The organism is Citrobacter freundii complex sp. CFNIH2 (assembly GCF_002880615.1).
GTDB lineage: Bacteria > Pseudomonadota > Gammaproteobacteria > Enterobacterales > Enterobacteriaceae > Citrobacter_A > Citrobacter_A amalonaticus_F.
In genome coordinates this window covers 3,939,864-3,963,527 of sequence record NZ_CP025757.1, presented here as the reverse complement: position 1 = coordinate 3,963,527, position 23,664 = coordinate 3,939,864, and the positions used below count along the sequence as shown (strand labels likewise).

Here is a 23,664-nt window from a genome sequence, read left to right as displayed (position 1 = left end):
TGTGAGTGAGCTGGGATCTACCTGTGGAAAAATGTGGGATTAAAAAAGGCGATCACGGCTTGATGGTACGCATGATCGGGTTCTGCAGGACGATCAGCGTCTCGGTGGACTGAATTTCATCAATTGTTTGGATCTTGTTGATAAGTACATGCTGGAGCGCATCAATCGACCGGCACATGACCTTAATAAAGATGCTGTAGTGGCCGGTGGTGTAGTACGCCTCAGTGACTTCATCCAGGCTTTCCAGTCTGGCCAACGCCGAAGGATAGTCTTTGGCGCTTTTGAGAATGATGCCGATAAAGCAGCCGACGTCATAACCGAGTTGCTTCGGGCTGACGTCAATGCGCGCGCCGGTGATGATCCCCGCCTGTTTCATTTTCTCCACGCGCACGTGAATGGTCCCCGGACTGACGCCAAACTGTTTTGCCAGTTCGGCATAGGCAGTACGGGCATTTTCCATTAAGGCATCAAGAATGCCGCGGTCCAGATTGTCGATCTGATAATTTTCCATAGGTTTTTCTTATGTGTATTAATGATTCACTCTATTTTAGCGGGTAATTTTAACGAATCAAAATCGAATTCGGCTTTTTGTTTGTTGATTATTGAATGTTGACCCCATTCTGTTGCTTAATCATAGGCAACAGGACGCAGGAGTAAAAAAATGAAAACCGCTTACATTGCCAAACAACGCCAAATTAGCTTCGTGAAATCTCACTTCTCTCGTCAACTGGAGGTGCGTCTGGGTCTGATTGAAGTCCAGGCACCGATCCTCAGCCGTGTAGGGGATGGCACGCAGGATAACTTGTCGGGCTGTGAAAAAGCGGTGCAGGTGAAAGTGAAAGCGCTGCCAGATGCCCAGTTCGAAGTGGTTCATTCGCTGGCGAAGTGGAAGCGTCAAACACTGGGACAACACGACTTCAGCGCCGGCGAAGGGCTTTACACGCACATGAAAGCCCTTCGCCCGGATGAAGATCGTCTCTCCCCACTCCACTCGGTGTATGTCGATCAGTGGGACTGGGAACGCGTGATGGGCGACGGTGAGCGTCAGTTCTCCACTCTGAAAAGCACGGTAGAGGCTATCTGGGCGGGAATTAAAGCGACCGAAGCGGCGGTAAGCAAAGAATTTGGTCTGGCACCGTTCCTGCCTGAGCAGATCCACTTTGTGCACAGCCAGGAATTACTGAGCCGTTATCCGGGTCTTGATGCAAAAGGTCGTGAACGTGCGATCGCAAAAGAGTTAGGCGCGGTATTCCTGGTGGGGATTGGCGGCAAGCTCAGCGACGGTCACCGCCATGACGTTCGTGCGCCGGACTATGATGACTGGAGCTCCGCATCCGATCTGGGGTATGCCGGTCTGAACGGCGATATTCTGGTCTGGAATCCGGTGCTCGAAGATGCGTTTGAACTCTCTTCCATGGGGATCCGTGTCGATGCCGACGCGCTGAAACATCAGCTGGCGCTGACCGGTGATGAAGATCGCCTGAGTCTGGAATGGCATCAGGCGCTGCTGCGCGGTGAAATGCCGCAGACTATCGGCGGCGGCATTGGTCAGTCGCGCTTAACCATGCTGCTGCTGCAACTGCCGCACATTGGTCAGGTTCAGTGTGGCGTATGGCCTGCGCAGGTCCGTGAAAGCGTTGCTTCGCTGCTGTAATCTTATCGCCGCCAGCGTCTGAGCAGGCGGCTTCGCATCCCGGTATCAAAGCGCCAGATATGATCGAAAATGCGCATGATGCCGGGTTTGCCATGTGCTGACATCGCTACGGCATGAAAGCGATGTTGATGAACGCGCTGCAGCTCTCCGACTTTACTCACCACGTCGTCAGGCAACCGCTGGGCGATAAAATCTGAAATCACCACCGCATCGGCATCAAACCACTCCCGCCCCTGCATGCGTTCAATAATGGCGCGAAAACAGCTGGCGATATCCGTACCACCGCGAAAGCGTTGGCTCAGAAAGCGGATTGCCTGCTCAATGCCTTGTGGACCGGAAAGCTCATAGCGCACCACTTCGGTGGAAAACAGCATGATGAAGCAACGACGGTTATCGGCAAGAGCAATGCGCATCAGGGCAAGGCAGAAGGCCTTCGCACACTGTTCATTAAATCCGCCCATTGAGCCGGAGGTGTCAACGCACACAATGAACGGCCCGCGCGGCTGTTCGTCGAAATCCTGATGAATCACCGGCCGTTCAGTGACCTTCTCGCGCCAGGCTTCACCGTGCAGACGATAAGTGAGCAGTTGTTTTTCCACCAGCCGCCGGTAGAACTCATATTCCAGTTCTGTTATGCCGAGCGTGGCCAGTTCCGGCGGCAACAGACGCAGAATATCGTCACTTTGCTGAATACCATCAACCTGCTCAGGAACCGTTGCAGGCTCGCGTACCAGCGTGCGGAAGGTCTCCATCGGCGCATCTTTTCGCGGAACGGATTTGGCTTCTCTGGAACGCCCCAGTTGCTCTGCCAGTCGCATCAATTCCGGCTGTTCACTCAGAAAATCGCCATACTTCACAATCAACTGATAATCACCGCGTCTGAGCTGGCCTGCGCTCATATCCCACAGGCGGCCTGCAGCGGTTTCGTTTTCTGCCAGAACCGGATCCAGTTGACCGCTCAGGGTCATTCGTTCCTGAACTTCACTGAGTAACTGCTCACGCTCCTCTTCAAGTAGCTGCTGATTAAGCGTGGTGGCCTGTACCACCAGACTTAAGCGCCAGCGTTGTAAAAAGAGCGTGTGCAGGGCGGGGGTGAATACCGCATTGCTGTCCACCAGTTGCTGCGCCTGTCCGGCATATGGCGAGTGTAGCCGGTGTAACAGCGTTAATATTTGCGGTAGCTGGACGATGAACTGCGGGGTGGAGAGGAGCTGGCTATGCTGATAGCACATGACCTCTTCCGTCAGCTCAGGCGGTACGCGTGCATCTTTCAGTCGACTACGAAGCGCTTCGCGCCAGCGCGGCAGATCGTCCGTGATTGCGGCTTTCAGACGGGGAAATTTTTCAAAAAAAACCGCCAGCTGTGGTGAGGCCAGCAGCGCGAGGATCATCTCTTCGATCATCCCCTCTTCACTGACGGCTAACATGACATTGAGTGTATCCAGTGTCAGCATTGTTGCGCCTGACGGATCTGCTCACCGACATCCTGAAGGCTGGCCTCGATACGACCTAACCAGTCGCTATGAATAAACAGGCACTTTTGTTGTTCGCTAAAGCGGGTATGCTGCTGGCGCCAGTCATTTTCCAGCGCTTCCAGTTGTTGCTTGATTTCGCCGGGCATCGCTTCTTCAGACGCACCTGGAAGCGCCAGTCGCGTGCCTTGTAGACTGACATCACGCACTACCAGATGCTGGGCGCTATCGACTTCCATATTCAGCGTCTGGGCAAAACCGATCCCGTTAAGTTTGCCGCGGATTTCGCCCCCTTTCGCCAACCATTGCTCCAGCGCGCTGCGATCAAAAGCGATGTGGATCACTTCCATATCATGCAATTTCAATGGTTTTTGCAGGAGTAGCGTTAGCGTTGTCGCGGTGACCTCGGCGGGCAAATCGTAATGCGGACGACGACTGAACATGCCTCCCTGACGCAGCACGGTAAAAGCGGTTTTATCGCTTTGTTGTTGCTGCAACTGAATGCGTTGCTGAACGATGCCGCCGAGGCGCGTCAGCATCGTTTGCTGTTGCCAGGCGTGTCCGGTCATCAATATTTCGAGCTGTTGCTGCATCAGGTTCAGGCTCTGGGCGTCATACCACAGGCAATCCTTCAGCAGAATGAGATCGATAGGGGCAACAGCGTCACGCCCGCTAAAGAAGGCGCTGGCCTGTAACAGACGAATCGCTTTTTTCCAGCGACGGTCTGAGACGTAAGGCGCATTCGGCAGATTATCCAGCTGCTGGCGCAGCGTAAAAATCAGCTCAAAAACATGATCGGGCAGCGTAATCGCGCCAATCTCCTTCTGCCACCGGTAATACTCTTCATCGCTCACCTGCAGTGAGGCGGGGACCGGGTTTTCGCTTTCGTCCTGTTGGCTGATCAGCAGGGAGCGAAAGTTAGCTTTGTCCTGCACTTTGTCCAGCCACAGACGGATCAGCATACGGTCGTACAGCGCTTCCAGACTGCTGTCTGCTTCCGGCAGTTCGTTGGAGGCGGCCACCAGCAGGCGCATGGGGATTTTTTCTTCGTGCGCGCCGTTACGGAAATGACGTTCGTTAATCGCAGTCAGCAGCGTATTGAGGATTGCCGGACCCGCTTTCCAGATCTCATCGAGAAAGACGATTTCCGCTTCGGGAAGATAACCGGCGGTTAAGCGTTCGTAACGACCTTCATCTTTAAGCGCCTGGATAGAGAGCGGGCCAAAAACCTCTTCCGGCGTGGAGAAACGCGTCATCAGATATTCAAACGCGCGCGCATTCTGGAAGGCAAATTTCAGCCGACGGGCGATCAGGCTTTTGGCGATCCCCGGAGGACCAAGCAAGAAAACGCTTTCGCCGCTCAGGGCGGCCAGCAGGCAAAGCCGAATGGCGTGACTGCGCTCATAGAGACCTTTTTCCAGCGCGCTGCTCAGGCGGGAAATTCTTTCCGCTAATAAATGTGGGTGAGCCATAATAGAGTGGCGTCCTTTCATAAAATGTACTGCGTTAACAGCGAGTATAGACGTTTCGCTCCAGAGGCTGAACTTGTCTGAGAGGCTGTTTATTTTTCTTTGAGCCAGGTTAATCTGGGCTCATTTAGGGGTACGATTTTGCTTTGAATCGTGCATACTGTGCGCTTTTTGTGGGCCAAGGGACTACGCACACATTTCTTTATATATGAAAGACTAGTCTATGAGCACTGATAATAAGCAATCATTGTCTGCGATAACCCTCGCAGCCATTGGGGTTGTCTACGGTGATATTGGTACCAGCCCACTTTATACACTTCGTGAATGTTTGTCCGGTCAGTTTGGTTTTGGCGTTGAACGCGATGCCGTTTTTGGTTTTTTGTCGCTGATTTTCTGGCTACTTATCTTTGTTGTTTCCATTAAGTATCTGACCTTCGTCATGCGTGCTGATAACGCTGGCGAAGGGGGGATCCTGACGCTGATGTCGTTGGCGGGTCGTAATACCTCCGCTCGAACGACCTCTATGCTGGTCATCATGGGCTTAATCGGCGGCAGCTTCTTTTATGGCGAGGTGGTGATCACCCCGGCCATCTCGGTGATGTCGGCCATTGAAGGGCTGGAGATCGTCGCGCCGCAACTGGATACCTGGATTGTCCCGCTGTCGATAATCGTCCTGACGCTGCTGTTTATGATTCAAAAGCACGGAACCGGGATGGTGGGGAAGTTATTTGCGCCTATCATGCTGGCCTGGTTTTTGATTCTGGCCGTGCTTGGCCTGCGCAGTATTATTGCCAACCCCGAAGTGCTGCAGGCGTTGAACCCGATGTGGGCGGTACATTTCTTTCTGGAATATAAAACCGTCTCCTTTATTGCGCTTGGCGCGGTGGTGTTGTCGATCACCGGCGTCGAAGCGTTGTATGCCGATATGGGGCACTTTGGTAAGTTCCCCATCCGCCTGGCGTGGTTCACCGTGGTACTGCCATCGCTGGTGCTCAACTACTTTGGACAGGGCGCGCTGCTGTTAAAACATCCGGAAGCGATTAAAAACCCGTTCTTCCTGTTGGCGCCGGACTGGGCTTTGATTCCGCTGCTGATCATCGCGGCGCTGGCGACGGTGATCGCCTCTCAGGCGGTGATTTCAGGCGTCTTCTCGCTGACGCGTCAGGCGGTTCGCCTGGGATATCTGTCGCCGATGCGTATCATTCATACGTCAGAAATGGAGTCCGGGCAGATCTACATTCCGTTCGTCAACTGGATGCTCTATATCGCGGTGGTGATTGTGATTGTCAGCTTCGAACACTCGAGTAACCTGGCGGCGGCATACGGGATTGCCGTGACCGGTACGATGGTGCTGACCTCTATTCTCTCAACTACCGTGGCACGTAAAAACTGGCACTGGAATAAGTACTTCGTGGCGCTGATTCTCGTCGCGTTCCTGTGTGTTGATATTCCGCTGTTCTCGGCAAACCTCGACAAACTGCTGTCCGGTGGTTGGTTGCCGTTATCGCTGGGTCTGGTGATGTTTACCATCATGACCACCTGGAAGAGCGAACGTTTCCGCCTGCTGCGTCGTATGCATGAGCACGGTAATTCTCTGGAAGCGATGATCGCCTCGCTGGAGAAATCCCCGCCGGTACGCGTGCCGGGTACTGCGGTTTATATGTCTCGCGCGCTGAATGTGATCCCCTTTGCTCTGATGCATAACCTAAAGCACAACAAGGTATTGCATGAGAGGGTGATCCTGCTGACGCTGCGGACTGAAGATGCGCCGTACGTGCATAACGTCCGTCGTGTGCAGATTGAACAGCTGTCGCCAACCTTCTGGCGCGTCGTCGCCAGCTACGGCTGGCGTGAAACGCCGAATGTTGAAGAAGTTTTCCATCGTTGCGGTCTGGAAGGCTTGAGCTGTCGGATGATGGAAACGTCGTTCTTTATGTCGCACGAGTCGTTAATCGTCGGCAAACGCCCCTGGTATTTGCGTCTGCGCGGCAAGCTGTATCTTCTTCTCCAGCGTAACGCGCTGCGCGCGCCTGACCAGTTTGAGATCCCGCCTAACCGTGTGATTGAACTGGGGACACAGGTCGAGATTTAACGTGTTAATTCAGCCGGGCGGCGCAACGCTTGCCCGGCATTTTCCTTCCCCTCCAGCCCTGCTTTGTCTCTGTCTCCATTTCACTTAGCGAAACGTTTCGACGGTGATCACAAATCTGTTACGTTATGATGGTTATTTGCTCACTTCTCAGACTACACTGAATACCAGCGAAACGTTTCGCTAGTGGAGTAAGAAAATGAAGAAAGGCACTGTACTCAATTCAGAGATTTCATCGGTGATCTCCCGTCTGGGGCATACCGATACGCTGGTGGTGTGTGATGCAGGTTTACCCATCCCGAACAGTACTACGCGTATCGATATGGCATTAACCCAGGGCGTACCTTCTTTTATGCAGGTACTGGATGTGGTGACTCGTGAAATGCAGGTTGAATCGGCCATTCTCGCGACGGAAATTAAACAACATAATCCGCAGCTCCACGAAACGTTGCTCAGCCACATCGAGCAACTGCAACAACACCAGGGAAATACCATAGAAATTCGTTACACCACGCATGAACAATTTAAAAAACAAACCGCAGACAGTCAGGCGGTAATTCGCAGCGGGGAGTGTTCCCCGTATGCGAATATCATTCTCTGTGCTGGCGTCACTTTCTGAGGCCGTCATGGACGCATTACTGCAACTCAAAGGGATCGATAAAGCGTTCCCGGGCGTAAAAGCGCTATCCGGCGCCGCACTCAATGTTTATCCCGGCCGCGTGATGGCGCTGGTGGGGGAAAACGGTGCCGGCAAATCCACCATGATGAAAGTGCTGACCGGTATCTATACCCGCGATGCCGGTTCGCTGTTGTGGCTGGGTAAAGAAACCACCTTTAGTGGCCCTAAATCGTCCCAGGAAGCCGGTATCGGCATCATCCATCAGGAACTTAACCTGATCCCGCAACTGACTATTGCGGAAAATATTTTCCTCGGCCGCGAATTCGTTAACCGTTTTGGCAAAATCGACTGGAAGAAAATGTATGCCGAAGCGGACATCCTGTTAAATAAACTCAACCTGCGCTTTAAGAGCGACCGCCTGGTCGGTGAGTTGTCGATCGGCGACCAGCAGATGGTTGAAATCGCCAAAGTGCTGAGCTTTGAGTCGAAAGTCATCATTATGGATGAGCCGACGGATGCGCTCACCGATACCGAAACCGAATCCCTGTTCCGCGTGATCCGTGAACTGAAGTCGCAGGGGCGCGGCATTGTCTATATTTCTCACCGAATGAAAGAGATCTTCGAGATTTGTGATGACGTGACCGTTTTCCGCGACGGGCAGTTTATTGCCGAACGTGAAGTGGCCTCGCTGACCGAAGACTCCCTGATTGAGATGATGGTGGGACGCAAGCTCGAAGAACAGTATCCACGCCTGGATAAAGCGCCTGGCGACATCCGTCTGAAGGTCGATAACCTGTGCGGACCTGGCGTGAACGATGTCTCTTTTACTCTGCGTAAAGGTGAAATATTAGGGATCTCGGGCCTGATGGGCGCTGGACGTACCGAACTGATGAAGGTTCTGTATGGCGCGCTGCCACGCACCAGTGGTTATGTCACGCTAGACGGGCATGAAGTGATCACCCGTTCTCCGCAGGACGGACTGGCGAACGGCATCGTCTATATTTCTGAAGACCGTAAGCGCGACGGTTTAGTGCTCGGTATGTCGGTGAAAGAGAATATGTCGCTGACCGCGCTGCGCTATTTCAGCCGCAGCGGCGGCAGTCTGAAGCATAAGGATGAGCAGCAGGCGGTAAGCGATTTTATCCGCTTGTTCAACGTGAAAACGCCGTCGATGGAACAGGCTATCGGTTTGCTGTCCGGTGGCAACCAGCAGAAAGTGGCGATTGCCCGTGGGCTGATGACCCGTCCGAAGGTGCTGATCCTCGATGAACCTACCCGCGGCGTGGACGTGGGGGCCAAGAAAGAAATTTATCAGTTAATCAACCAGTTTAAGGCCGACGGCCTGAGCATCATTCTGGTCTCCTCTGAGATGCCAGAAGTATTAGGCATGAGCGATCGCATTATCGTCATGCATGAAGGGCATCTCGGCGGTGAATTCACTCGCGAGCAGGCCACCCAGGAAGTTCTGATGGCTGCCGCTGTGGGCAAGCTTAATCGCGTGAATCAGGAGTAAAAAAGATGACTACCCAGGCTGTTTCTGGTCGCCGTTATTTCACCAAAGCGTGGTTGATGGAGCAGAAGTCGCTCATCGCCCTGCTGGTGCTGATCGCGATTGTCTCGACGTTGAGCCCTAACTTTTTTACCGTCAATAACCTGTTCAACATTCTTCAACAGACATCCGTGAACGCCATTATGGCGGTGGGGATGACGCTGGTGATCCTGACATCAGGTATCGATTTGTCCGTCGGTTCCTTGCTGGCGCTCACCGGCGCGGTGGCGGCTTCAATTGTAGGGATTGAAGTTAACGCGCTGGTGGCCGTTGCCGCTGCCCTCGCATTAGGTGCAGCGGTAGGTGCAGTGACAGGCGTAATTGTGGCAAAAGGCCGCGTGCAGGCGTTTATCGCCACGCTGGTCATGATGTTACTGCTGCGCGGCGTGACGATGGTGTACACCAACGGGAGTCCGGTTAATACGGGCTTTACCGATAACGCCGATCTGTTTGGCTGGTTCGGTATCGGTCGTCCGCTGGGGGTTCCGACGCCGGTCTGGATCATGGGGATTGTTTTCCTGGCGGCATGGTACATGTTGCACCACACTCGTCTGGGTCGCTATATCTATGCGCTGGGCGGTAACGAAGCGGCAACGCGTCTGTCTGGCATTAGCGTCAGTAAAATCAAGATTATCGTCTATTCACTGTGTGGGCTGCTGGCGTCGCTGGCGGGCATCATTGAAGTGGCGCGCCTCTCCTCTGCCCAGCCGACTGCCGGTACGGGCTACGAGCTGGATGCCATCGCGGCCGTTGTGCTGGGCGGGACCAGTCTGGCGGGCGGCAAAGGACGTATTGTTGGGACCTTGATCGGCGCATTAATTCTGGGTTTCCTCAATAATGGTTTGAATTTGTTAGGTGTTTCCTCCTATTACCAGATGATCGTCAAAGCGGTGGTGATTTTGCTGGCGGTACTGGTAGACAACAAAAAGCAGTAACAACGACTACAGGACATCTTAAATATGAACATGAAAAAACTGGCTACCCTGGTTTCTGCTGTTGCGCTAAGCGCCACCGTGAGCGCGAACGCAATGGCGAAAGATACCATTGCGCTGGTGGTCTCCACGCTTAACAACCCGTTCTTTGTCTCGCTGAAAGATGGGGCGCAGAAAGAGGCTGACAAGCTGGGTTACAACCTGGTGGTACTGGACTCCCAGAACAACCCGGCGAAAGAGCTGGCGAACGTTCAGGATTTAACCGTACGTGGTACTAAAATTCTGCTGATCAACCCGACGGATTCCGACGCGGTAGGTAACGCGGTGAAGATGGCGAACCAGGCGAATATCCCGGTTATTACCCTTGACCGCCAGGCAACTAAAGGTGATGTCGTCAGCCATATCGCATCTGATAACGTGCTGGGCGGGAAAATCGCCGGTGATTACATCGCCAAAAAAGCCGGTGAAGGCGCAAAAGTCATTGAACTGCAAGGTATTGCCGGGACTTCTGCGGCGCGTGAGCGTGGCGAAGGTTTCCAGCAGGCTGTTGCTGCACACAAATTTAACGTTCTGGCCAGTCAGCCGGCAGACTTCGACCGCACCAAAGGTCTGAACGTCATGCAGAACCTGCTGACTGCGCATCCGGACGTGCAGGCTGTCTTTGCACAGAACGATGAAATGGCGCTGGGTGCGCTGCGTGCGCTGCAAACCGCAGGTAAATCTGATGTGATGGTGGTCGGATTTGACGGTACGCCTGATGGCGAAAAAGCGGTAAATGATGGCAAACTGGCTGCGACTATCGCACAGTTACCGGACCAGATCGGCGCGAAAGGCGTTGAGACGGCAGATAAGGTACTGAAAGGCGAGAAAGTTCAGGCCAAGTACCCTGTTGACCTGAAGCTGGTCATTAAGCAGTAACTGGCGATTCAGGCGACCGCGCGTCGCCTGAGGGACTAAATATAAAGAAAAGTGTGGCATACGCCACCGGGTAATACCGGTGGCGATCTCAGATGGACACCCCGAACATGAAAACCGCAGGCACTCTTGTCGTTCTTGGCAGTATTAATGCCGACCATATCCTGAACCTTAAAACATTCCCAACGCCGGGTGAAACCGTTACCGGAAACCACTATCAGGTGGCTTTTGGCGGCAAAGGGGCGAATCAGGCGGTGGCTGCGGGTCGCAGTGGGGCGAATATTGCGTTCATTGCCTGTACGGGCGATGACGACATCGGAAGTAACATCCGTAAACAGCTTGTCAGTGACAACATTGACGTCGATCCGATCAGTGTCATTAGCGGTGAGGCCACCGGCGTGGCGCTGATATTTGTGAACGGCGACGGTGAAAACGTTATTGGTATCCATGCAGGCGCGAATGCGGCGCTTTCCCCTGCATTAGTTGAGGCGCAGCGCGAGCGTATTGCTCAGGCATCCGCATTGTTGATGCAACTGGAGTCGCCGATAGAAAGCGTGCTGACGGCCGCGAAAATCGCAAAGCAAAACAACACGATTGTGGCGCTAAACCCGGCTCCGGCGCGTGAGTTATCCGACGAACTGCTGGCGCTGGTGGATATTATCACCCCCAACGAAACCGAAGCGGAAAAGCTGACGGGGATCCGTGTTGAAACCGATGAAGACGCGGCGAAAGCATCCCAGGCGCTGCATGCGAAAGGCATTCGTACCGTATTGATTACTTTAGGAAGCCGGGGTGTCTGGGCCAGTGTGAATGGCGAAGGCCGTCGGATACCTGGATTTAACGTTGACGCTGTCGATACTATCGCTGCGGGCGATACCTTCAACGGCGCGCTGATCACCGCTCTGCTGGAAGAAAAACCGTTATCTGACGCGATTCGCTTTGCTCATGCCGCTGCGGCGATTGCGGTGACTCGTAAAGGAGCACAGCCTTCCGTGCCGTGGCGTGATGAAATTGAGGCGTTTTTAGGTCAGCAGAGGTAACGCTTGGCTACCATGAAGGATGTTGCCCGCCTGGCGGGCGTTTCCACTTCGACCGTTTCGCACGTCATTAATAAGGATCGCTTTGTCAGTGAAGCGATAACTGAAAAAGTCGATGCGGCGATCAAGTCGTTAAATTACGCCCCTTCTGCGCTGGCGCGCAGCCTGAAGTTGAATCAGACGCGCACTATCGGCATGCTGATTACGGCGAGTACCAACCCCTTTTATTCTGAACTGGTGCGTGGCGTTGAGCGCAGTTGTTTTGAACGCGGCTATAGCCTGGTGTTATGCAATACCGAAGGCGATGAGCAGCGCATGAACCGTAATCTGGAAACCCTGATGCAAAAGCGGGTGGATGGTTTACTGTTGCTCTGTACCGAAACACACCAGCCATCGCGTGAAATCATGCAGCGCTATCCTTCTATCCCCACCGTTATGATGGACTGGTCGCCTTTTGATGGCGAAGGGGATAGCGATCTTATTCAGGATAATTCGTTGCTCGGCGGCGACCTGGCGACACAGCATTTGATTGATAAAGGCTTTACCCGTATTGCCTGCATTACCGGACCGTTAGATAAAACCCCGGCGCGATTGCGTCTGGAAGGGTATCGCGCTGCGATGAAGCGTGCCGGGCTGGATATCCCTGACGGTTACGAAATTACTGGTGATTTTGAATTTGGCGGTGGGTTTGAAGCCATGCAGAAACTGCTTTCTCATCAACCGCGTCCACATGCGGTTTTCGCCGGCAACGATGCGATGGCGGTAGGCGCTTATCAGGCGTTGTACCAGGCCGGATTGCGAATTCCGCAGGACATGGCTGTGATTGGCTACGATGACATAGAACTGGCGCGTTACATGACGCCGCCGCTTACCACGATTCATCAGCCGAAAGATGAACTGGGTGAGCTGGCCATCGATGTTCTGATTCATCGGATGGCGCAACCCGCCCTACAGCAGCAGCGTTTGCAACTTACTCCTGTTTTGATGGCGCGGGGTTCGGTGTAGGTTTGTGTCGCTCTTTGATCAGGTTGCGGCCATCTTTGGCTCTTAGCAACATGAACATCAGTGCGGATACGATCGTGATAGCACCCATCGTTATAAAGGTGTAGTGGAACTGTTCAACGGTATTGGTTCCTTCCATCCCTTCATAAATGCGCAATACCGCTGCGCTGATGGCCACCCCTAAACTGATGGATAGTTGCTGTGTAACAGCCAGTACGCTGTTGCCGCTGCTGGCGTTGTCATCGGTCAGATCGGCCAGCGTAATGGTGTTCATTGCGGTGAATTGCGTCGACATTGCCATCCCGAGAATGAATAACGGCAGAATCAACATCCAGACGGGCATGGCGGGGGATTGCAGAGAAAACTGCGCAATCATCAGTCCGATAAAGACCGTAATGCCCACCAGTGTGGTTCGATAACCCAGACGGCGCAGTACCTGCGTCACCATCGACTTTGCCAGTATTGAACCCAGCGCGGTGGGCGCCATCATGCAACCGGCAATCAGCGCCGGGAGGCCAAATCCTACCTGTAGCATCAATGGCATCAGGAACGGCACACATCCTGTTCCCAGACGGGTAGCAAGGTTGCCGGAAATGCCGACAGAGAAAGTGCGGGTCTTAAACAATGATAACGAAATGAGCGGGGTGGGATGGCGTCGCGCATGACGAATATAAGCCAGCAGCAACACAATACTCAGCAGAATAATGGTCAGTGCTATCCAGGTGGCGACAATTTTCTCACCAAATAACTCCATCCCGCTGGAAAAGAGAACCAGACTCAGGCCGAAAAGAAAGAAGCCAGTCATATCAAATTTGCGCCGAGGGGTGGTGAAGTTCGGCATATATTTGCGCGCATATAAAATGCCGGCGATTCCTATCGGAATATTGATCAGGAAAATCCAGTGCCAACTGGCCCAGGTGACCAGAACGCCTCCCAGTACCGGGCCCAGGATGGGGCCGACCAGTCCAGGCATCGTCACAAAATTCAGCACCGGCAGCAGTTCACTGCGCGGGTAAGCTCTTAATAACGCCAGGCGAGCAACGGGCATCATCATTGCGCCGCCAATCCCCTGAATCACGCGAAAGATAACCAACTCCGGCAGCGTACTGGAAAGCGCACAGGCGAGTGAGCCGAGCGTGAACAAGCTCACGGCGATCATGAATACGCGTCGGGTACCAAAGCGATCGGCCAGCCATCCACTCACCGGAATTAGCATGGCTACCGTCAGGGTATAACTGATAATTGCGGACTGCATTGCCAGCGGGGAGCGATTGAGACTCTGGGCAATGGCGGGTAAAGCGGTATTTAGAATAGTGGCGTCCAGTGCCTGCATGAAGAAAGCCATTGCCGCTATCCACGGCAATCCGGCCATACTGCGCGCTTTTTTGTTGGTCATGCACAATCCTGGTTATTTTCGGGACGTTCATTTGGGGCGAACAGTAGCGCCTGACAGGCCTTAAACGCACCGTCACCGTCGCTTTGTGCAATGGCATCGACAATCGCCTGATGCAAATCCAGCTTCACGACGGTGTTATAGGTGATTGAATTAAAATAGGTGTGGTAGACAGAATGAAACAACGAGGCAAAAGAGGTTAAGAACGGGTTCGCGCTCATTTCATAAATATGTTCATGCCAGGCCATGTCTACTTCAATCCAGCGCTCGCGCTTAAAGTTCTTTTTCAGCGCCACCATCTCTTCCATTAATGTATTCAGATGCGCTTTCTGTTCCGCGGTGCCAATTGTTGCCGCCAGCGCGCACGCCTGAGGCTCCAGGCTGATACGCATCACCAGAAAGTGTTCAATAACCTGCTGAAAGTTCTCTTCAGTCATCCACCAGGTGAGTAACTCCTGATCGAGGAAGTTCCAGTTTGCCTGTGGCATCACGCGGGTGCCAATGCGAGGGCGCGGCAGCACCATCCCTTTGGCCGTTAATGTTTTAACCGCTTCCCGAACGGCGGTCCGGCTCACACCAAACTGTTCGCCAAGCTCAATTTCGCCAGGGAGAATGGCACCAGGGGCATATTCACCTTTGAGGATCTGCTGCGCCAGCTTCTCAGCCAGGACATAGGAAAGGTTTTTCTGTGCAGCCAACTGTTGTGCGCTTAAAGGCATGACTCTTTGTCCTTTATCTTCTTCTTACTCATTAGTATGCCACCAGGAAGTGTGATTGCGGTTGCAAAAACAGCAAAACGCTTATTTTATGGCACGTTAATACCGGTTTTGGTGAAAAAAGGAACACTCGGAAAATTATTTTAAATTTCCCCTTGTCAGCCCGAAATAACTCCCTATAATGCGCCTCCACTGACACGGAACAACGGCACGCAAGCCGCCGGGTCAGCAGGGTTCTCCGGTGAAAACCAGTGATGAACACCGACAGAGAAAAGCGAAATAAATGCTTGACTCTGAAGCGGGAAAGCGTATTATGCACACCCCGCGCCGCTGAGAAAAAGCGAAGCGGCACTGCTCTTTAACAATTTATCAGACAATCTGTGTGGGCACTCAGAGTGACATGGATTCTTAATGTCTTCGGACAATAAATGAATACCAAGTCTCAAAGAGTGAACACGTAATTCATTACGACGTTTAATTCTAAGAGCATCAAACTTAAATTGAAGAGTTTGATCATGGCTCAGATTGAACGCTGGCGGCAGGCCTAACACATGCAAGTCGAACGGTAACAGGAAGCAGCTTGCTGCTTCGCTGACGAGTGGCGGACGGGTGAGTAATGTCTGGGAAACTGCCCGATGGAGGGGGATAACTACTGGAAACGGTAGCTAATACCGCATAACGTCGCAAGACCAAAGAGGGGGACCTTCGGGCCTCTTGCCATCGGATGTGCCCAGATGGGATTAGCTTGTTGGTGAGGTAACGGCTCACCAAGGCGACGATCCCTAGCTGGTCTGAGAGGATGACCAGCCACACTGGAACTGAGACACGGTCCAGACTCCTACGGGAGGCAGCAGTGGGGAATATTGCACAATGGGCGCAAGCCTGATGCAGCCATGCCGCGTGTATGAAGAAGGCCTTCGGGTTGTAAAGTACTTTCAGCGGGGAGGAAGGGGTTAAGGTTAATAACCTTAACCATTGACGTTACCCGCAGAAGAAGCACCGGCTAACTCCGTGCCAGCAGCCGCGGTAATACGGAGGGTGCAAGCGTTAATCGGAATTACTGGGCGTAAAGCGCACGCAGGCGGTCTGTCAAGTCGGATGTGAAATCCCCGGGCTCAACCTGGGAACTGCATTCGAAACTGGCAGGCTTGAGTCTCGTAGAGGGGGGTAGAATTCCAGGTGTAGCGGTGAAATGCGTAGAGATCTGGAGGAATACCGGTGGCGAAGGCGGCCCCCTGGACGAAGACTGACGCTCAGGTGCGAAAGCGTGGGGAGCAAACAGGATTAGATACCCTGGTAGTCCACGCCGTAAACGATGTCTATTTGGAGGTTGTTCCCTTGAGGAGTGGCTTCCGGAGCTAACGCGTTAAATAGACCGCCTGGGGAGTACGGCCGCAAGGTTAAAACTCAAATGAATTGACGGGGGCCCGCACAAGCGGTGGAGCATGTGGTTTAATTCGATGCAACGCGAAGAACCTTACCTGGTCTTGACATCCACAGAACTTTCCAGAGATGGATTGGTGCCTTCGGGAACTGTGAGACAGGTGCTGCATGGCTGTCGTCAGCTCGTGTTGTGAAATGTTGGGTTAAGTCCCGCAACGAGCGCAACCCTTATCCTTTGTTGCCAGCGGTCCGGCCGGGAACTCAAAGGAGACTGCCAGTGATAAACTGGAGGAAGGTGGGGATGACGTCAAGTCATCATGGCCCTTACGACCAGGGCTACACACGTGCTACAATGGCATATACAAAGAGAAGCGACCTCGCGAGAGCAAGCGGACCTCATAAAGTATGTCGTAGTCCGGATTGGAGTCTGCAACTCGACTCCATGAAGTCGGAATCGCTAGTAATCGTGGATCAGAATGCCACGGTGAATACGTTCCCGGGCCTTGTACACACCGCCCGTCACACCATGGGAGTGGGTTGCAAAAGAAGTAGGTAGCTTAACCTTCGGGAGGGCGCTTACCACTTTGTGATTCATGACTGGGGTGAAGTCGTAACAAGGTAACCGTAGGGGAACCTGCGGTTGGATCACCTCCTTACCTTAAAGAACCTGCCTTTGCAGTGCCCACACAGATTGTCTGATGAAAAGTGAATAGCAAGGCGTCTTGCGATTGAGACTTCAGTGTCCCCTTCGTCTAGAGGCCCAGGACACCGCCCTTTCACGGCGGTAACAGGGGTTCGAATCCCCTAGGGGACGCCACTTGCTGGTTTGTGAGTGAAAGTCACCTGCCTCAATATCTCAAAACTGACTTCAGAGTCATGTTTGAGATATTTGCTCTTTAAAAATCTGGATCAAGCTGAAAATTGAAACGACACATCTTTATTGGTGTGTTCGAGTCTCTCAAATTTTCGCAATCACGATGATGAATCGGAAGAAACATCTTCGGGTTGTGAGGTTAAGCGACTAAGCGTACACGGTGGATGCCCTGGCAGTCAGAGGCGATGAAGGACGTGCTAATCTGCGAAAAGCGCCGGTAAGGTGATATGAACCGCTATAGCCGGCGATGTCCGAATGGGGAAACCCAGTGCAATTCGTTGCACTATCGTTAACTGAATACATAGGTTAACGAGGCGAACCGGGGGAACTGAAACATCTAAGTACCCCGAGGAAAAGAAATCAACCGAGATTCCCCCAGTAGCGGCGAGCGAACGGGGAGCAGCCCAGAGCCTGAATCAGCATGTGTGGTAGTGGAACGGTCTGGAAAGGCCGGCGATACAGGGTGACAGCCCCGTACACAAAACCGCATGTGTTGTGAGCTCGATGAGTAGGGCGGGACACGTGGTATCCTGTCTGAATATGGGGGGACCATCCTCCAAGGCTAAATACTCCTGACTGACCGATAGTGAACCAGTACCGTGAGGGAAAGGCGAAAAGAACCCCGGCGAGGGGAGTGAAAAAGAACCTGAAACCGTGTACGTACAAGCAGTGGGAGCCTCTTTATGGGGTGACTGCGTACCTTTTGTATAATGGGTCAGCGACTTATATTCTGTAGCAAGGTTAACCGAATAGGGGAGCCGAAGGGAAACCGAGTCTTAACTGGGCGTTAAGTTGCAGGGTATAGACCCGAAACCCGGTGATCTAGCCATGGGCAGGTTGAAGGTTGGGTAACACTAACTGGAGGACCGAACCGACTAATGTTGAAAAATTAGCGGATGACTTGTGGCTGGGGGTGAAAGGCCAATCAAACCGGGAGATAGCTGGTTCTCCCCGAAAGCTATTTAGGTAGCGCCTCGTGAATTCATCTCCGGGGGTAGAGCACTGTTTCGGCTAGGGGGTCATCCCGACTTACCAACCCGATGCAAACTGCGAATACCGGAGAATGTTATCACGGGAGACACACGGCGGGTGCTAACGTCCGTCGTGAAGAGGGAAACAACCCAGACCGCCAGCTAAGGTCCCAAAGTCATGGTTAAGTGGGAAACGATGTGGGAAGGCTCAGACAGCCAGGATGTTGGCTTAGAAGCAGCCATCATTTAAAGAAAGCGTAATAGCTCACTGGTCGAGTCGGCCTGCGCGGAAGATGTAACGGGGCTAAACCATGCACCGAAGCTGCGGCAGCGACACTAAGTGTTGTTGGGTAGGGGAGCGTTCTGTAAGCCTGTGAAGGTGTGCTGTGAGGCATGCTGGAGGTATCAGAAGTGCGAATGCTGACATAAGTAACGATAAAGCGGGTGAAAAGCCCGCTCGCCGGAAGACCAAGGGTTCCTGTCCAACGTTAATCGGGGCAGGGTGAGTCGACCCCTAAGGCGAGGCCGAAAGGCGTAGTCGATGGGAAACAGGTTAATATTCCTGTACCAGGTGTTACTGCGAAGGGGGACGGAGAAGGCTATGTTGGCCGGGCGACGGTTGTCCCGGTTTAAGCGTGTAGGTGTGTGTTCCAGGTAAATCCGGTTCACTTTAACACTGAGGCGTGATGACGAGGCACTACGGTGCTGAAGCAACAAATGCCCTGCTTCCAGGAAAAGCCTCTAAGCATCAGGTAACATCAGATCGTACCCCAAACCGACACAGGTGGTCAGGTAGAGAATACCAAGGCGCTTGAGAGAACTCGGGTGAAGGAACTAGGCAAAATGGTGCCGTAACTTCGGGAGAAGGCACGCTGATACGTAGGTGAAGCGATTTACTCGTGGAGCTGAAATCAGTCGAAGATACCAGCTGGCTGCAACTGTTTATTAAAAACACAGCACTGTGCAAACACGAAAGTGGACGTATACGGTGTGACGCCTGCCCGGTGCCGGAAGGTTAATTGATGGGGTTATCCTCGCGGAGAAGCTCTTGATCGAAGCCCCGGTAAACGGCGGCCGTAACTATAACGGTCCTAAGGTAGCGAAATTCCTTGTCGGGTAAGTTCCGACCTGCACGAATGGCGTAATGATGGCCAGGCTGTCTCCACCCGAGACTCAGTGAAATTGAACTCGCTGTGAAGATGCAGTGTACCCGCGGCAAGACGGAAAGACCCCGTGAACCTTTACTATAGCTTGACACTGAACACTGGTCCTTGATGTGTAGGATAGGTGGGAGGCTTTGAAGCGCGGACGCCAGTTCGTGTGGAGCCAACCTTGAAATACCACCCTTTAATGGCTGGTGTTCTAACGTAGGCCCGTGATCCGGGTTGCGGACAGTGTCTGGTGGGTAGTTTGACTGGGGCGGTCTCCTCCTAAAGAGTAACGGAGGAGCACGAAGGTTAGCTAATCCTGGTCGGACATCAGGAGGTTAGTGCAAAGGCATAAGCTAGCTTGACTGCGAGCGTGACGGCGCGAGCAGGTGCGAAAGCAGGTCTTAGTGATCCGGTGGTTCTGAATGGAAGGGCCATCGCTCAACGGATAAAAGGTACTCCGGGGATAACAGGCTGATACCGCCCAAGAGTTCATATCGACGGCGGTGTTTGGCACCTCGATGTCGGCTCATCACATCCTGGGGCTGAAGTAGGTCCCAAGGGTATGGCTGTTCGCCATTTAAAGTGGTACGCGAGCTGGGTTTAGAACGTCGTGAGACAGTTCGGTCCCTATCTGCCGTGGGCGCTGGAGAATTGAGGGGGGCTGCTCCTAGTACGAGAGGACCGGAGTGGACGCATCACTGGTGTTCGGGTTGTCATGCCAATGGCACTGCCCGGTAGCTAAATGCGGAAGAGATAAGTGCTGAAAGCATCTAAGCACGAAACTTGCCCCGAGATGAGTTCTCCCTGACCCTTTAAGGGTCCTGAAGGAACGTTGAAGACGACGACGTTGATAGGCCGGGTGTGTAAGCGCAGCGATGCGTTGAGCTAACCGGTACTAATGAACCGTGAGGCTTAACCTTACAACGCCGAAGATGTTTTGGCGGAATAGAGAGAATTTTCAGTTTGATACCGGATTGTAGTGCGCAATAGTTTGCGCAGCGGCAGGGCGGCAAATGAAGTGACGGAAGGAGCATACATGAGTATGTGACTGACGTTCACGAATGCAGCCAGCGCAGCTGATGCGATAAAATATTGCGTACTGAGCACAAAAGAATTTGCCTGGCGGCTGTAGCGCGGTGGTCCCACCTGACCCCATGCCGAACTCAGAAGTGAAACGCCGTAGCGCCGATGGTAGTGTGGGGTCTCCCCATGCGAGAGTAGGGAACTGCCAGGCATCAAATTAAGCAGTAAACTGATGTAAAAATCAGTGGTTGTAGAAAAATTCGGTGGAGCGGTAGTTCAGTTGGTTAGAATACCTGCCTGTCACGCAGGGGGTCGCGGGTTCGAGTCCCGTCCGTTCCGCCACCCTAATTAGGGGCGTAGTTCAATTGGTAGAGCACCGGTCTCCAAAACCGGGTGTTGGGAGTTCGAGTCTCTCCGCCCCTGCCAGAAAATAATCCTTAGCATCTGCTAAGGATTTTTTTTGTCTGTAAAACGCGCCTCCAGATACCGATCTCTTCCTTTTCTGGCATCCTTGCCAATCTCATTTTTGCTTACTCTTCCAGCACATCTATCTTTAGAAGATCTTTGATCAGTGCATGTTTATCACTATTTTGCAGCCAAATAGCGTACAACGGACGTGAAAGCGTTGCGCTGTCTGCAACGGTATGCAACCCACCTTTCTCTTTTGCCCAACGCGTGGGTAACCAGGTGCAACCGTTCAGAGCGTGAAGTTGCTGTCTGGCCAGTTCAGCAGAACTGGTGGTGAGTACCGGGACTTCATCGGCGGCAATCAAACCCACTTCGTTCTGTTGAAAGTCCGGTCCCCACTCCAGGCGCAGATAGTTCAGAGCCTCTTTCATCGTTGAAGGGCTGGTGCAATATAACGCCAGGGTGAAATACCCCAGTAACTGACTGCTAAACTCATCCATTTTGGGGGCTTCTGTGGTGATAAGCAGATCAAGCTGACGTTCATGCAACTGTTTTACCAGTGACTGGCGCTGCGCAATACGGGCTTCGAATTGCAGACCGTTCTGAGGCTCTTGTGACTGATACAAACGCCCCAACCAGCCGTTGAGCATGCACTCCCACAGAGAGGCGCTGGCGCCGATTGAAAATTCATTATGCCGTGATGTATGGGCGACTTCTTTGCGTGCTGCCTGCCATGTATTCATCAGCGTTTCTGCATAGGGCAGAAGCTTCTCGCCGGCCGCCGTTAAGCGGATATTATTTCTGTGGCGGGTAAAAAGATTCACACCCAGTTGATTTTCCAACTGTCTGATGCGAAAGCTTACCGCCGACTGAGTCAGGTAGAGCGCTTCCGCAGCCCGGCCAAAGTGGCGCGTTCGGCTAACTTCCAGGAAAGTTTTTAACAATTCCGTATCCACAGTGCTCTCCGCAAAATTATTTGTCGTTATGATTTAAATGTTTTGTTTTACACTCTGTCAAGCGTAACTAATACTCCGCGCCATAAATAGCTCGGCCAAAAGAATTAGGAGCGTGCAGGATGGCGGAAAGCTTTACGACGACTAATCGATATTTCGACAACAAATATTATCCACGCGGATTCTCTCGTCATGGTGATTTCACCATCAAAGAGGCGCAACTGCTTGAACGTCATGGTTATGCCTTCAACGAGCTGGATCTGGGCAAACGCGAGCCGGTTACCGAAGAAGAGAAGCTCTTTGTCGCGGTATGTCGTGGTGAACGTGAGCCGGTGACCGAAGCGGAACGCGTCTGGTCCAAATATATGACGCGTATCAAGCGTCCAAAACGTTTCCACACCCTGTCCGGCGGTAAACCGCAGATGGAAGGTGCTGAGGACTACACAGAGTCTGATGACTAATAAAAAAAGGGCGAAGGCCCTTTTTTTATGTCAGTTGTTTCTGCAGGTAAGCAAGCAGTCGATCTATCGCCCGGTAGCTGACGGCTTCCTGCAAGTGTCTCCGTGAAATGTGTTCGGCTTGCGCCAGATCGGCAATAGTCCTCGATACCTTCAATAACCGCTGCCAGGCCCGTATAGACAATCCAAGATGGATGAGTGTCTCTTCAAGCCACTGCGCGTCTTCGTCCGTTAACGGACAGTGCTCACGTATCTCCCTGTTTTGCAGGTGCGCATTCAGTTTTCCCTGGCGTTTATGCTGACGTTCCCGTGCAGCAATGACCCGTTGTTTAACCGTAAGGCTGCTTTCTCCCTTTACACCGGGCTGGCTGAGTATGCCTGGCGGCGGGAGAGGGATCTCAAGAGAAAGATCGAAGCGGTCCAGAAAGGGGCCCGATAGCCGACTGAGATAGCGTAATGTCTGTTCAGGCGTATTGCGGCTATGGTTGCCCTGATAATGACCTGTGGGACTGGGATTCATTGCCGCCACCAATTGAAAGCGCGCAGGATAGGTGATCTTAGCGCGCGTGCGCGAAAGGTGGATCTGACCAGACTCTATCGGTTCACGTAGAGCATCTAATGTCCGTCGTTCAAACTCAGGTAACTCATCAAGAAACAGTATGCCATTGTGTGCCAAAGAAATTTCGCCTGGCGCGGGGATGGTACCACCACCGACCATTGCGGTCAGGGATGCGCTGTGGTGTGGTGAGCGAAAAGGTCGTTGTTTCCACAACTTTTGCACGCTGGTTGAATTAACCAGACTGAGGATGGCGGCGCTTTCCAGGGCTTCTTCGTTACTTAATGCCGGTAACAGACCATTAAGACGGCTGGCAAGCATCGTTTTCCCTGTACCCGGTGGGCCAACTAACAGCAGATTGTGCCCACCCGCGGCGGTGATCTCAAGACTGCGCTTCCCTTGCTCCTGACCAATAATGTCACTGAGATCGTCAGATGACACACTGATAGTTTCGTTGCTGACAACAGGATGGCTAAGGTCATGTTTTCCTTCCAGGAAGGCACAGACGGCTTGTAGATGCTCGGCAACCAGACATCCTTCACCCTCAATCAGCCCGACTTCTTCTTCGTTCTCTTTTGCCACGATAATGCCCCTTCCCGCCCGTATCGCTTCGGTTGCACTGGATATGGCGCCGGGAACGCCGCGTAACGCACCTGTAAGCGCTAATTCACCCACTAACTCATATTGGTCGAGTTTATGGGTTGTAAGCTGCTCAGATGCAACCAGAAGCGCCACAGCAATAGGTAAATCATATCTCCCGCCCTCTTTGGGAAGATCGGCTGGGGCGAGATTGATGGTGATTTTCTTTGCGGGAAAGTCATATCCGCTATTAATGATTGCGCTGCGTACCCGGTCGCGCGCCTCTTTGACGGTCGTTTCTGGTAACCCCACCAGTGTTAAACCGGGTAAACCGTTGCTGATATGCACTTCGATAGTAATCGCCGGTGCATTGATACCCAGCGCAGCGCGTGTATGAACAATTGACAGTGACATAGCCCCTCCAGATGCCACTATTATGTCTGAACTCTTTTCTGCATTAT

At 52.9% G+C, this 23,664-nt stretch carries 16 protein-coding genes, 3 tRNA genes and 3 rRNA genes; 15 read left to right on the top strand and 7 right to left on the bottom strand.

What is annotated here, in order from left to right:
• Nucleotides 1-52 precede the first annotated feature (52 nt).
• Complete coding sequence (gene asnC, locus WM46_RS19465; RefSeq protein ID WP_042323573.1) at nucleotides 53-511, bottom strand: transcriptional regulator AsnC; 459 nt, start codon at nucleotides 509-511, stop codon at nucleotides 53-55.
• Between the two features lie 150 nt (nucleotides 512-661).
• Here asnC and asnA point away from each other — a divergent pair, with 150 nt between their 5' ends.
• Nucleotides 662-1,654 (top strand): aspartate--ammonia ligase, encoded by a 993-nt coding sequence (gene asnA / locus WM46_RS19460; RefSeq protein WP_102603073.1) that lies wholly within the window; start codon nucleotides 662-664, stop codon nucleotides 1,652-1,654.
• 2 nt (nucleotides 1,655-1,656) lie between these two features.
• On the opposite strand, the gene viaA is transcribed toward asnA, so the two are convergent.
• Nucleotides 1,657-3,108, bottom strand: coding sequence for an ATPase RavA stimulator ViaA (viaA, locus tag WM46_RS19455; protein ID WP_102603072.1), 1,452 nt, complete (start codon nucleotides 3,106-3,108; stop codon nucleotides 1,657-1,659).
• The gene (gene ravA / locus WM46_RS19450) at nucleotides 3,102-4,598 is read right to left on the bottom strand and encodes an ATPase RavA (protein ID WP_102603071.1); all 1,497 of its coding nucleotides are present in this window, start codon (nucleotides 4,596-4,598) and stop codon (nucleotides 3,102-3,104) included. Before ravA ends, viaA begins: the two co-directional genes overlap by 7 nt.
• Nucleotides 4,599-4,818: 220 nt before the next feature.
• Here ravA and kup point away from each other — a divergent pair, with 220 nt between their 5' ends.
• From kup to rbsR, 7 genes are all read left to right on the top strand, one after another.
• A complete protein-coding gene (gene kup / locus WM46_RS19445) occupies nucleotides 4,819-6,687 on the top strand; it encodes a low affinity potassium transporter Kup (RefSeq protein ID WP_102603070.1) in 1,869 nt (622 codons plus the stop codon).
• A 196-nt stretch (nucleotides 6,688-6,883) separates the two neighbouring features.
• Nucleotides 6,884-7,303, top strand: a complete 420-nt coding sequence (gene rbsD, locus WM46_RS19440) for a D-ribose pyranase (RefSeq protein ID WP_061075803.1) — start codon at nucleotides 6,884-6,886, stop codon at nucleotides 7,301-7,303.
• Between the two features lie 7 nt (nucleotides 7,304-7,310).
• The gene (gene rbsA, locus WM46_RS19435) at nucleotides 7,311-8,816 is read left to right on the top strand and encodes a ribose ABC transporter ATP-binding protein RbsA (RefSeq protein WP_061075802.1); all 1,506 of its coding nucleotides are present in this window, start codon (nucleotides 7,311-7,313) and stop codon (nucleotides 8,814-8,816) included.
• A gap of 5 nt (nucleotides 8,817-8,821) precedes the next feature.
• A complete protein-coding gene (rbsC, locus tag WM46_RS19430; RefSeq protein ID WP_042998765.1) occupies nucleotides 8,822-9,787 on the top strand; it encodes a ribose ABC transporter permease in 966 nt (321 codons plus the stop codon).
• A gap of 24 nt (nucleotides 9,788-9,811) precedes the next feature.
• Nucleotides 9,812-10,702, top strand: coding sequence for a ribose ABC transporter substrate-binding protein RbsB (gene rbsB / locus WM46_RS19425; RefSeq protein ID WP_042998766.1), 891 nt, complete (start codon nucleotides 9,812-9,814; stop codon nucleotides 10,700-10,702).
• Between the two features lie 107 nt (nucleotides 10,703-10,809).
• Complete coding sequence (gene rbsK, locus WM46_RS19420; protein WP_102603859.1) at nucleotides 10,810-11,739, top strand: ribokinase; 930 nt, start codon at nucleotides 10,810-10,812, stop codon at nucleotides 11,737-11,739.
• A 3-nt stretch (nucleotides 11,740-11,742) separates the two neighbouring features.
• A complete protein-coding gene (rbsR, locus tag WM46_RS19415; protein ID WP_081093651.1) occupies nucleotides 11,743-12,741 on the top strand; it encodes a ribose operon transcriptional repressor RbsR in 999 nt (332 codons plus the stop codon).
• Here the strand turns inward: rbsR and mdtD are convergent.
• Complete coding sequence (gene mdtD / locus WM46_RS19410) at nucleotides 12,707-14,134, bottom strand: multidrug transporter subunit MdtD (protein ID WP_102603069.1); 1,428 nt, start codon at nucleotides 14,132-14,134, stop codon at nucleotides 12,707-12,709. The two genes, rbsR and mdtD, sit on opposite strands and share 35 nt — an antisense overlap.
• Nucleotides 14,131-14,850 (bottom strand): FadR/GntR family transcriptional regulator, encoded by a 720-nt coding sequence (locus WM46_RS19405; RefSeq protein ID WP_061075799.1) that lies wholly within the window; start codon nucleotides 14,848-14,850, stop codon nucleotides 14,131-14,133. Before WM46_RS19405 ends, mdtD begins: the two co-directional genes overlap by 4 nt.
• Before the next feature lie 494 nt (nucleotides 14,851-15,344).
• Between WM46_RS19405 and WM46_RS19400 the strand changes: the two genes are divergently transcribed.
• The 6 genes from WM46_RS19400 to WM46_RS19375 all read left to right on the top strand — a co-directional run bounded on the left by WM46_RS19400 (nucleotide 15,345) and on the right by WM46_RS19375 (nucleotide 20,675).
• Nucleotides 15,345-16,886 (top strand): 16S ribosomal RNA (locus tag WM46_RS19400).
• Nucleotides 16,887-16,971: 85 nt separating this feature from the next.
• Nucleotides 16,972-17,047: transfer RNA gene (locus WM46_RS19395), tRNA-Glu, on the top strand.
• A gap of 194 nt (nucleotides 17,048-17,241) precedes the next feature.
• A 23S ribosomal RNA gene (locus WM46_RS19390) occupies nucleotides 17,242-20,146 on the top strand.
• Between the two features lie 198 nt (nucleotides 20,147-20,344).
• Nucleotides 20,345-20,460: ribosomal RNA gene (rrf, locus tag WM46_RS19385) — 5S ribosomal RNA — on the top strand.
• The 16S, 23S and 5S rRNA genes sit together here with 3 tRNA genes alongside, the layout of an rRNA operon.
• Before the next feature lie 54 nt (nucleotides 20,461-20,514).
• A tRNA-Asp gene (locus tag WM46_RS19380) sits at nucleotides 20,515-20,591 on the top strand.
• An 8-nt stretch (nucleotides 20,592-20,599) separates the two neighbouring features.
• A tRNA-Trp gene (locus WM46_RS19375) sits at nucleotides 20,600-20,675 on the top strand.
• A gap of 104 nt (nucleotides 20,676-20,779) precedes the next feature.
• Here WM46_RS19375 and hdfR read toward each other — a convergent pair.
• Nucleotides 20,780-21,613 (bottom strand): HTH-type transcriptional regulator HdfR, encoded by an 834-nt coding sequence (gene hdfR, locus WM46_RS19370; protein ID WP_102603068.1) that lies wholly within the window; start codon nucleotides 21,611-21,613, stop codon nucleotides 20,780-20,782.
• 119 nt (nucleotides 21,614-21,732) lie between these two features.
• Between hdfR and maoP the strand changes: the two genes are divergently transcribed.
• Entirely contained in the window at nucleotides 21,733-22,071 is a 339-nt protein-coding gene (gene maoP, locus WM46_RS19365; RefSeq protein ID WP_042326051.1) for a macrodomain Ori organization protein MaoP, read from the top strand.
• 25 nt (nucleotides 22,072-22,096) lie between these two features.
• Here maoP and WM46_RS19360 read toward each other — a convergent pair whose 3' ends face one another.
• A complete protein-coding gene (locus WM46_RS19360) occupies nucleotides 22,097-23,617 on the bottom strand; it encodes a YifB family Mg chelatase-like AAA ATPase (protein WP_102603067.1) in 1,521 nt (506 codons plus the stop codon).
• Nucleotides 23,618-23,664 lie beyond the last annotated feature (47 nt).

Excerpts from the sequence above, each read along its gene's own strand:
- asnC (WP_042323573.1), bottom strand. The coding sequence starts at position 511 with ATGGAAAATTATCAGATCGACAATCTGGACCGCGGCATTCTTGATGCC.
- asnA (WP_102603073.1), top strand. The coding sequence starts at position 662 with ATGAAAACCGCTTACATTGCCAAACAACGCCAAATTAGCTTCGTGAAA.
- viaA (WP_102603072.1), bottom strand. The coding sequence starts at position 3,108 with ATGCTGACACTGGATACACTCAATGTCATGTTAGCCGTCAGTGAAGAG.
- ravA (WP_102603071.1), bottom strand. The coding sequence starts at position 4,598 with ATGGCTCACCCACATTTATTAGCGGAAAGAATTTCCCGCCTGAGCAGC.
- kup (WP_102603070.1), top strand. The coding sequence starts at position 4,819 with ATGAGCACTGATAATAAGCAATCATTGTCTGCGATAACCCTCGCAGCC.
- rbsD (WP_061075803.1), top strand. The coding sequence starts at position 6,884 with ATGAAGAAAGGCACTGTACTCAATTCAGAGATTTCATCGGTGATCTCC.
- rbsA (WP_061075802.1), top strand. The coding sequence starts at position 7,311 with ATGGACGCATTACTGCAACTCAAAGGGATCGATAAAGCGTTCCCGGGC.
- rbsC (WP_042998765.1), top strand. The coding sequence starts at position 8,822 with ATGACTACCCAGGCTGTTTCTGGTCGCCGTTATTTCACCAAAGCGTGG.
- rbsB (WP_042998766.1), top strand. The coding sequence starts at position 9,812 with ATGAACATGAAAAAACTGGCTACCCTGGTTTCTGCTGTTGCGCTAAGC.
- rbsK (WP_102603859.1), top strand. The coding sequence starts at position 10,810 with ATGAAAACCGCAGGCACTCTTGTCGTTCTTGGCAGTATTAATGCCGAC.
- mdtD (WP_102603069.1), bottom strand. The coding sequence starts at position 14,134 with ATGACCAACAAAAAAGCGCGCAGTATGGCCGGATTGCCGTGGATAGCG.
- WM46_RS19405 (WP_061075799.1), bottom strand. The coding sequence starts at position 14,850 with ATGCCTTTAAGCGCACAACAGTTGGCTGCACAGAAAAACCTTTCCTAT.
- maoP (WP_042326051.1), top strand. The coding sequence starts at position 21,733 with ATGGCGGAAAGCTTTACGACGACTAATCGATATTTCGACAACAAATAT.
- WM46_RS19360 (WP_102603067.1), bottom strand. The coding sequence starts at position 23,617 with ATGTCACTGTCAATTGTTCATACACGCGCTGCGCTGGGTATCAATGCA.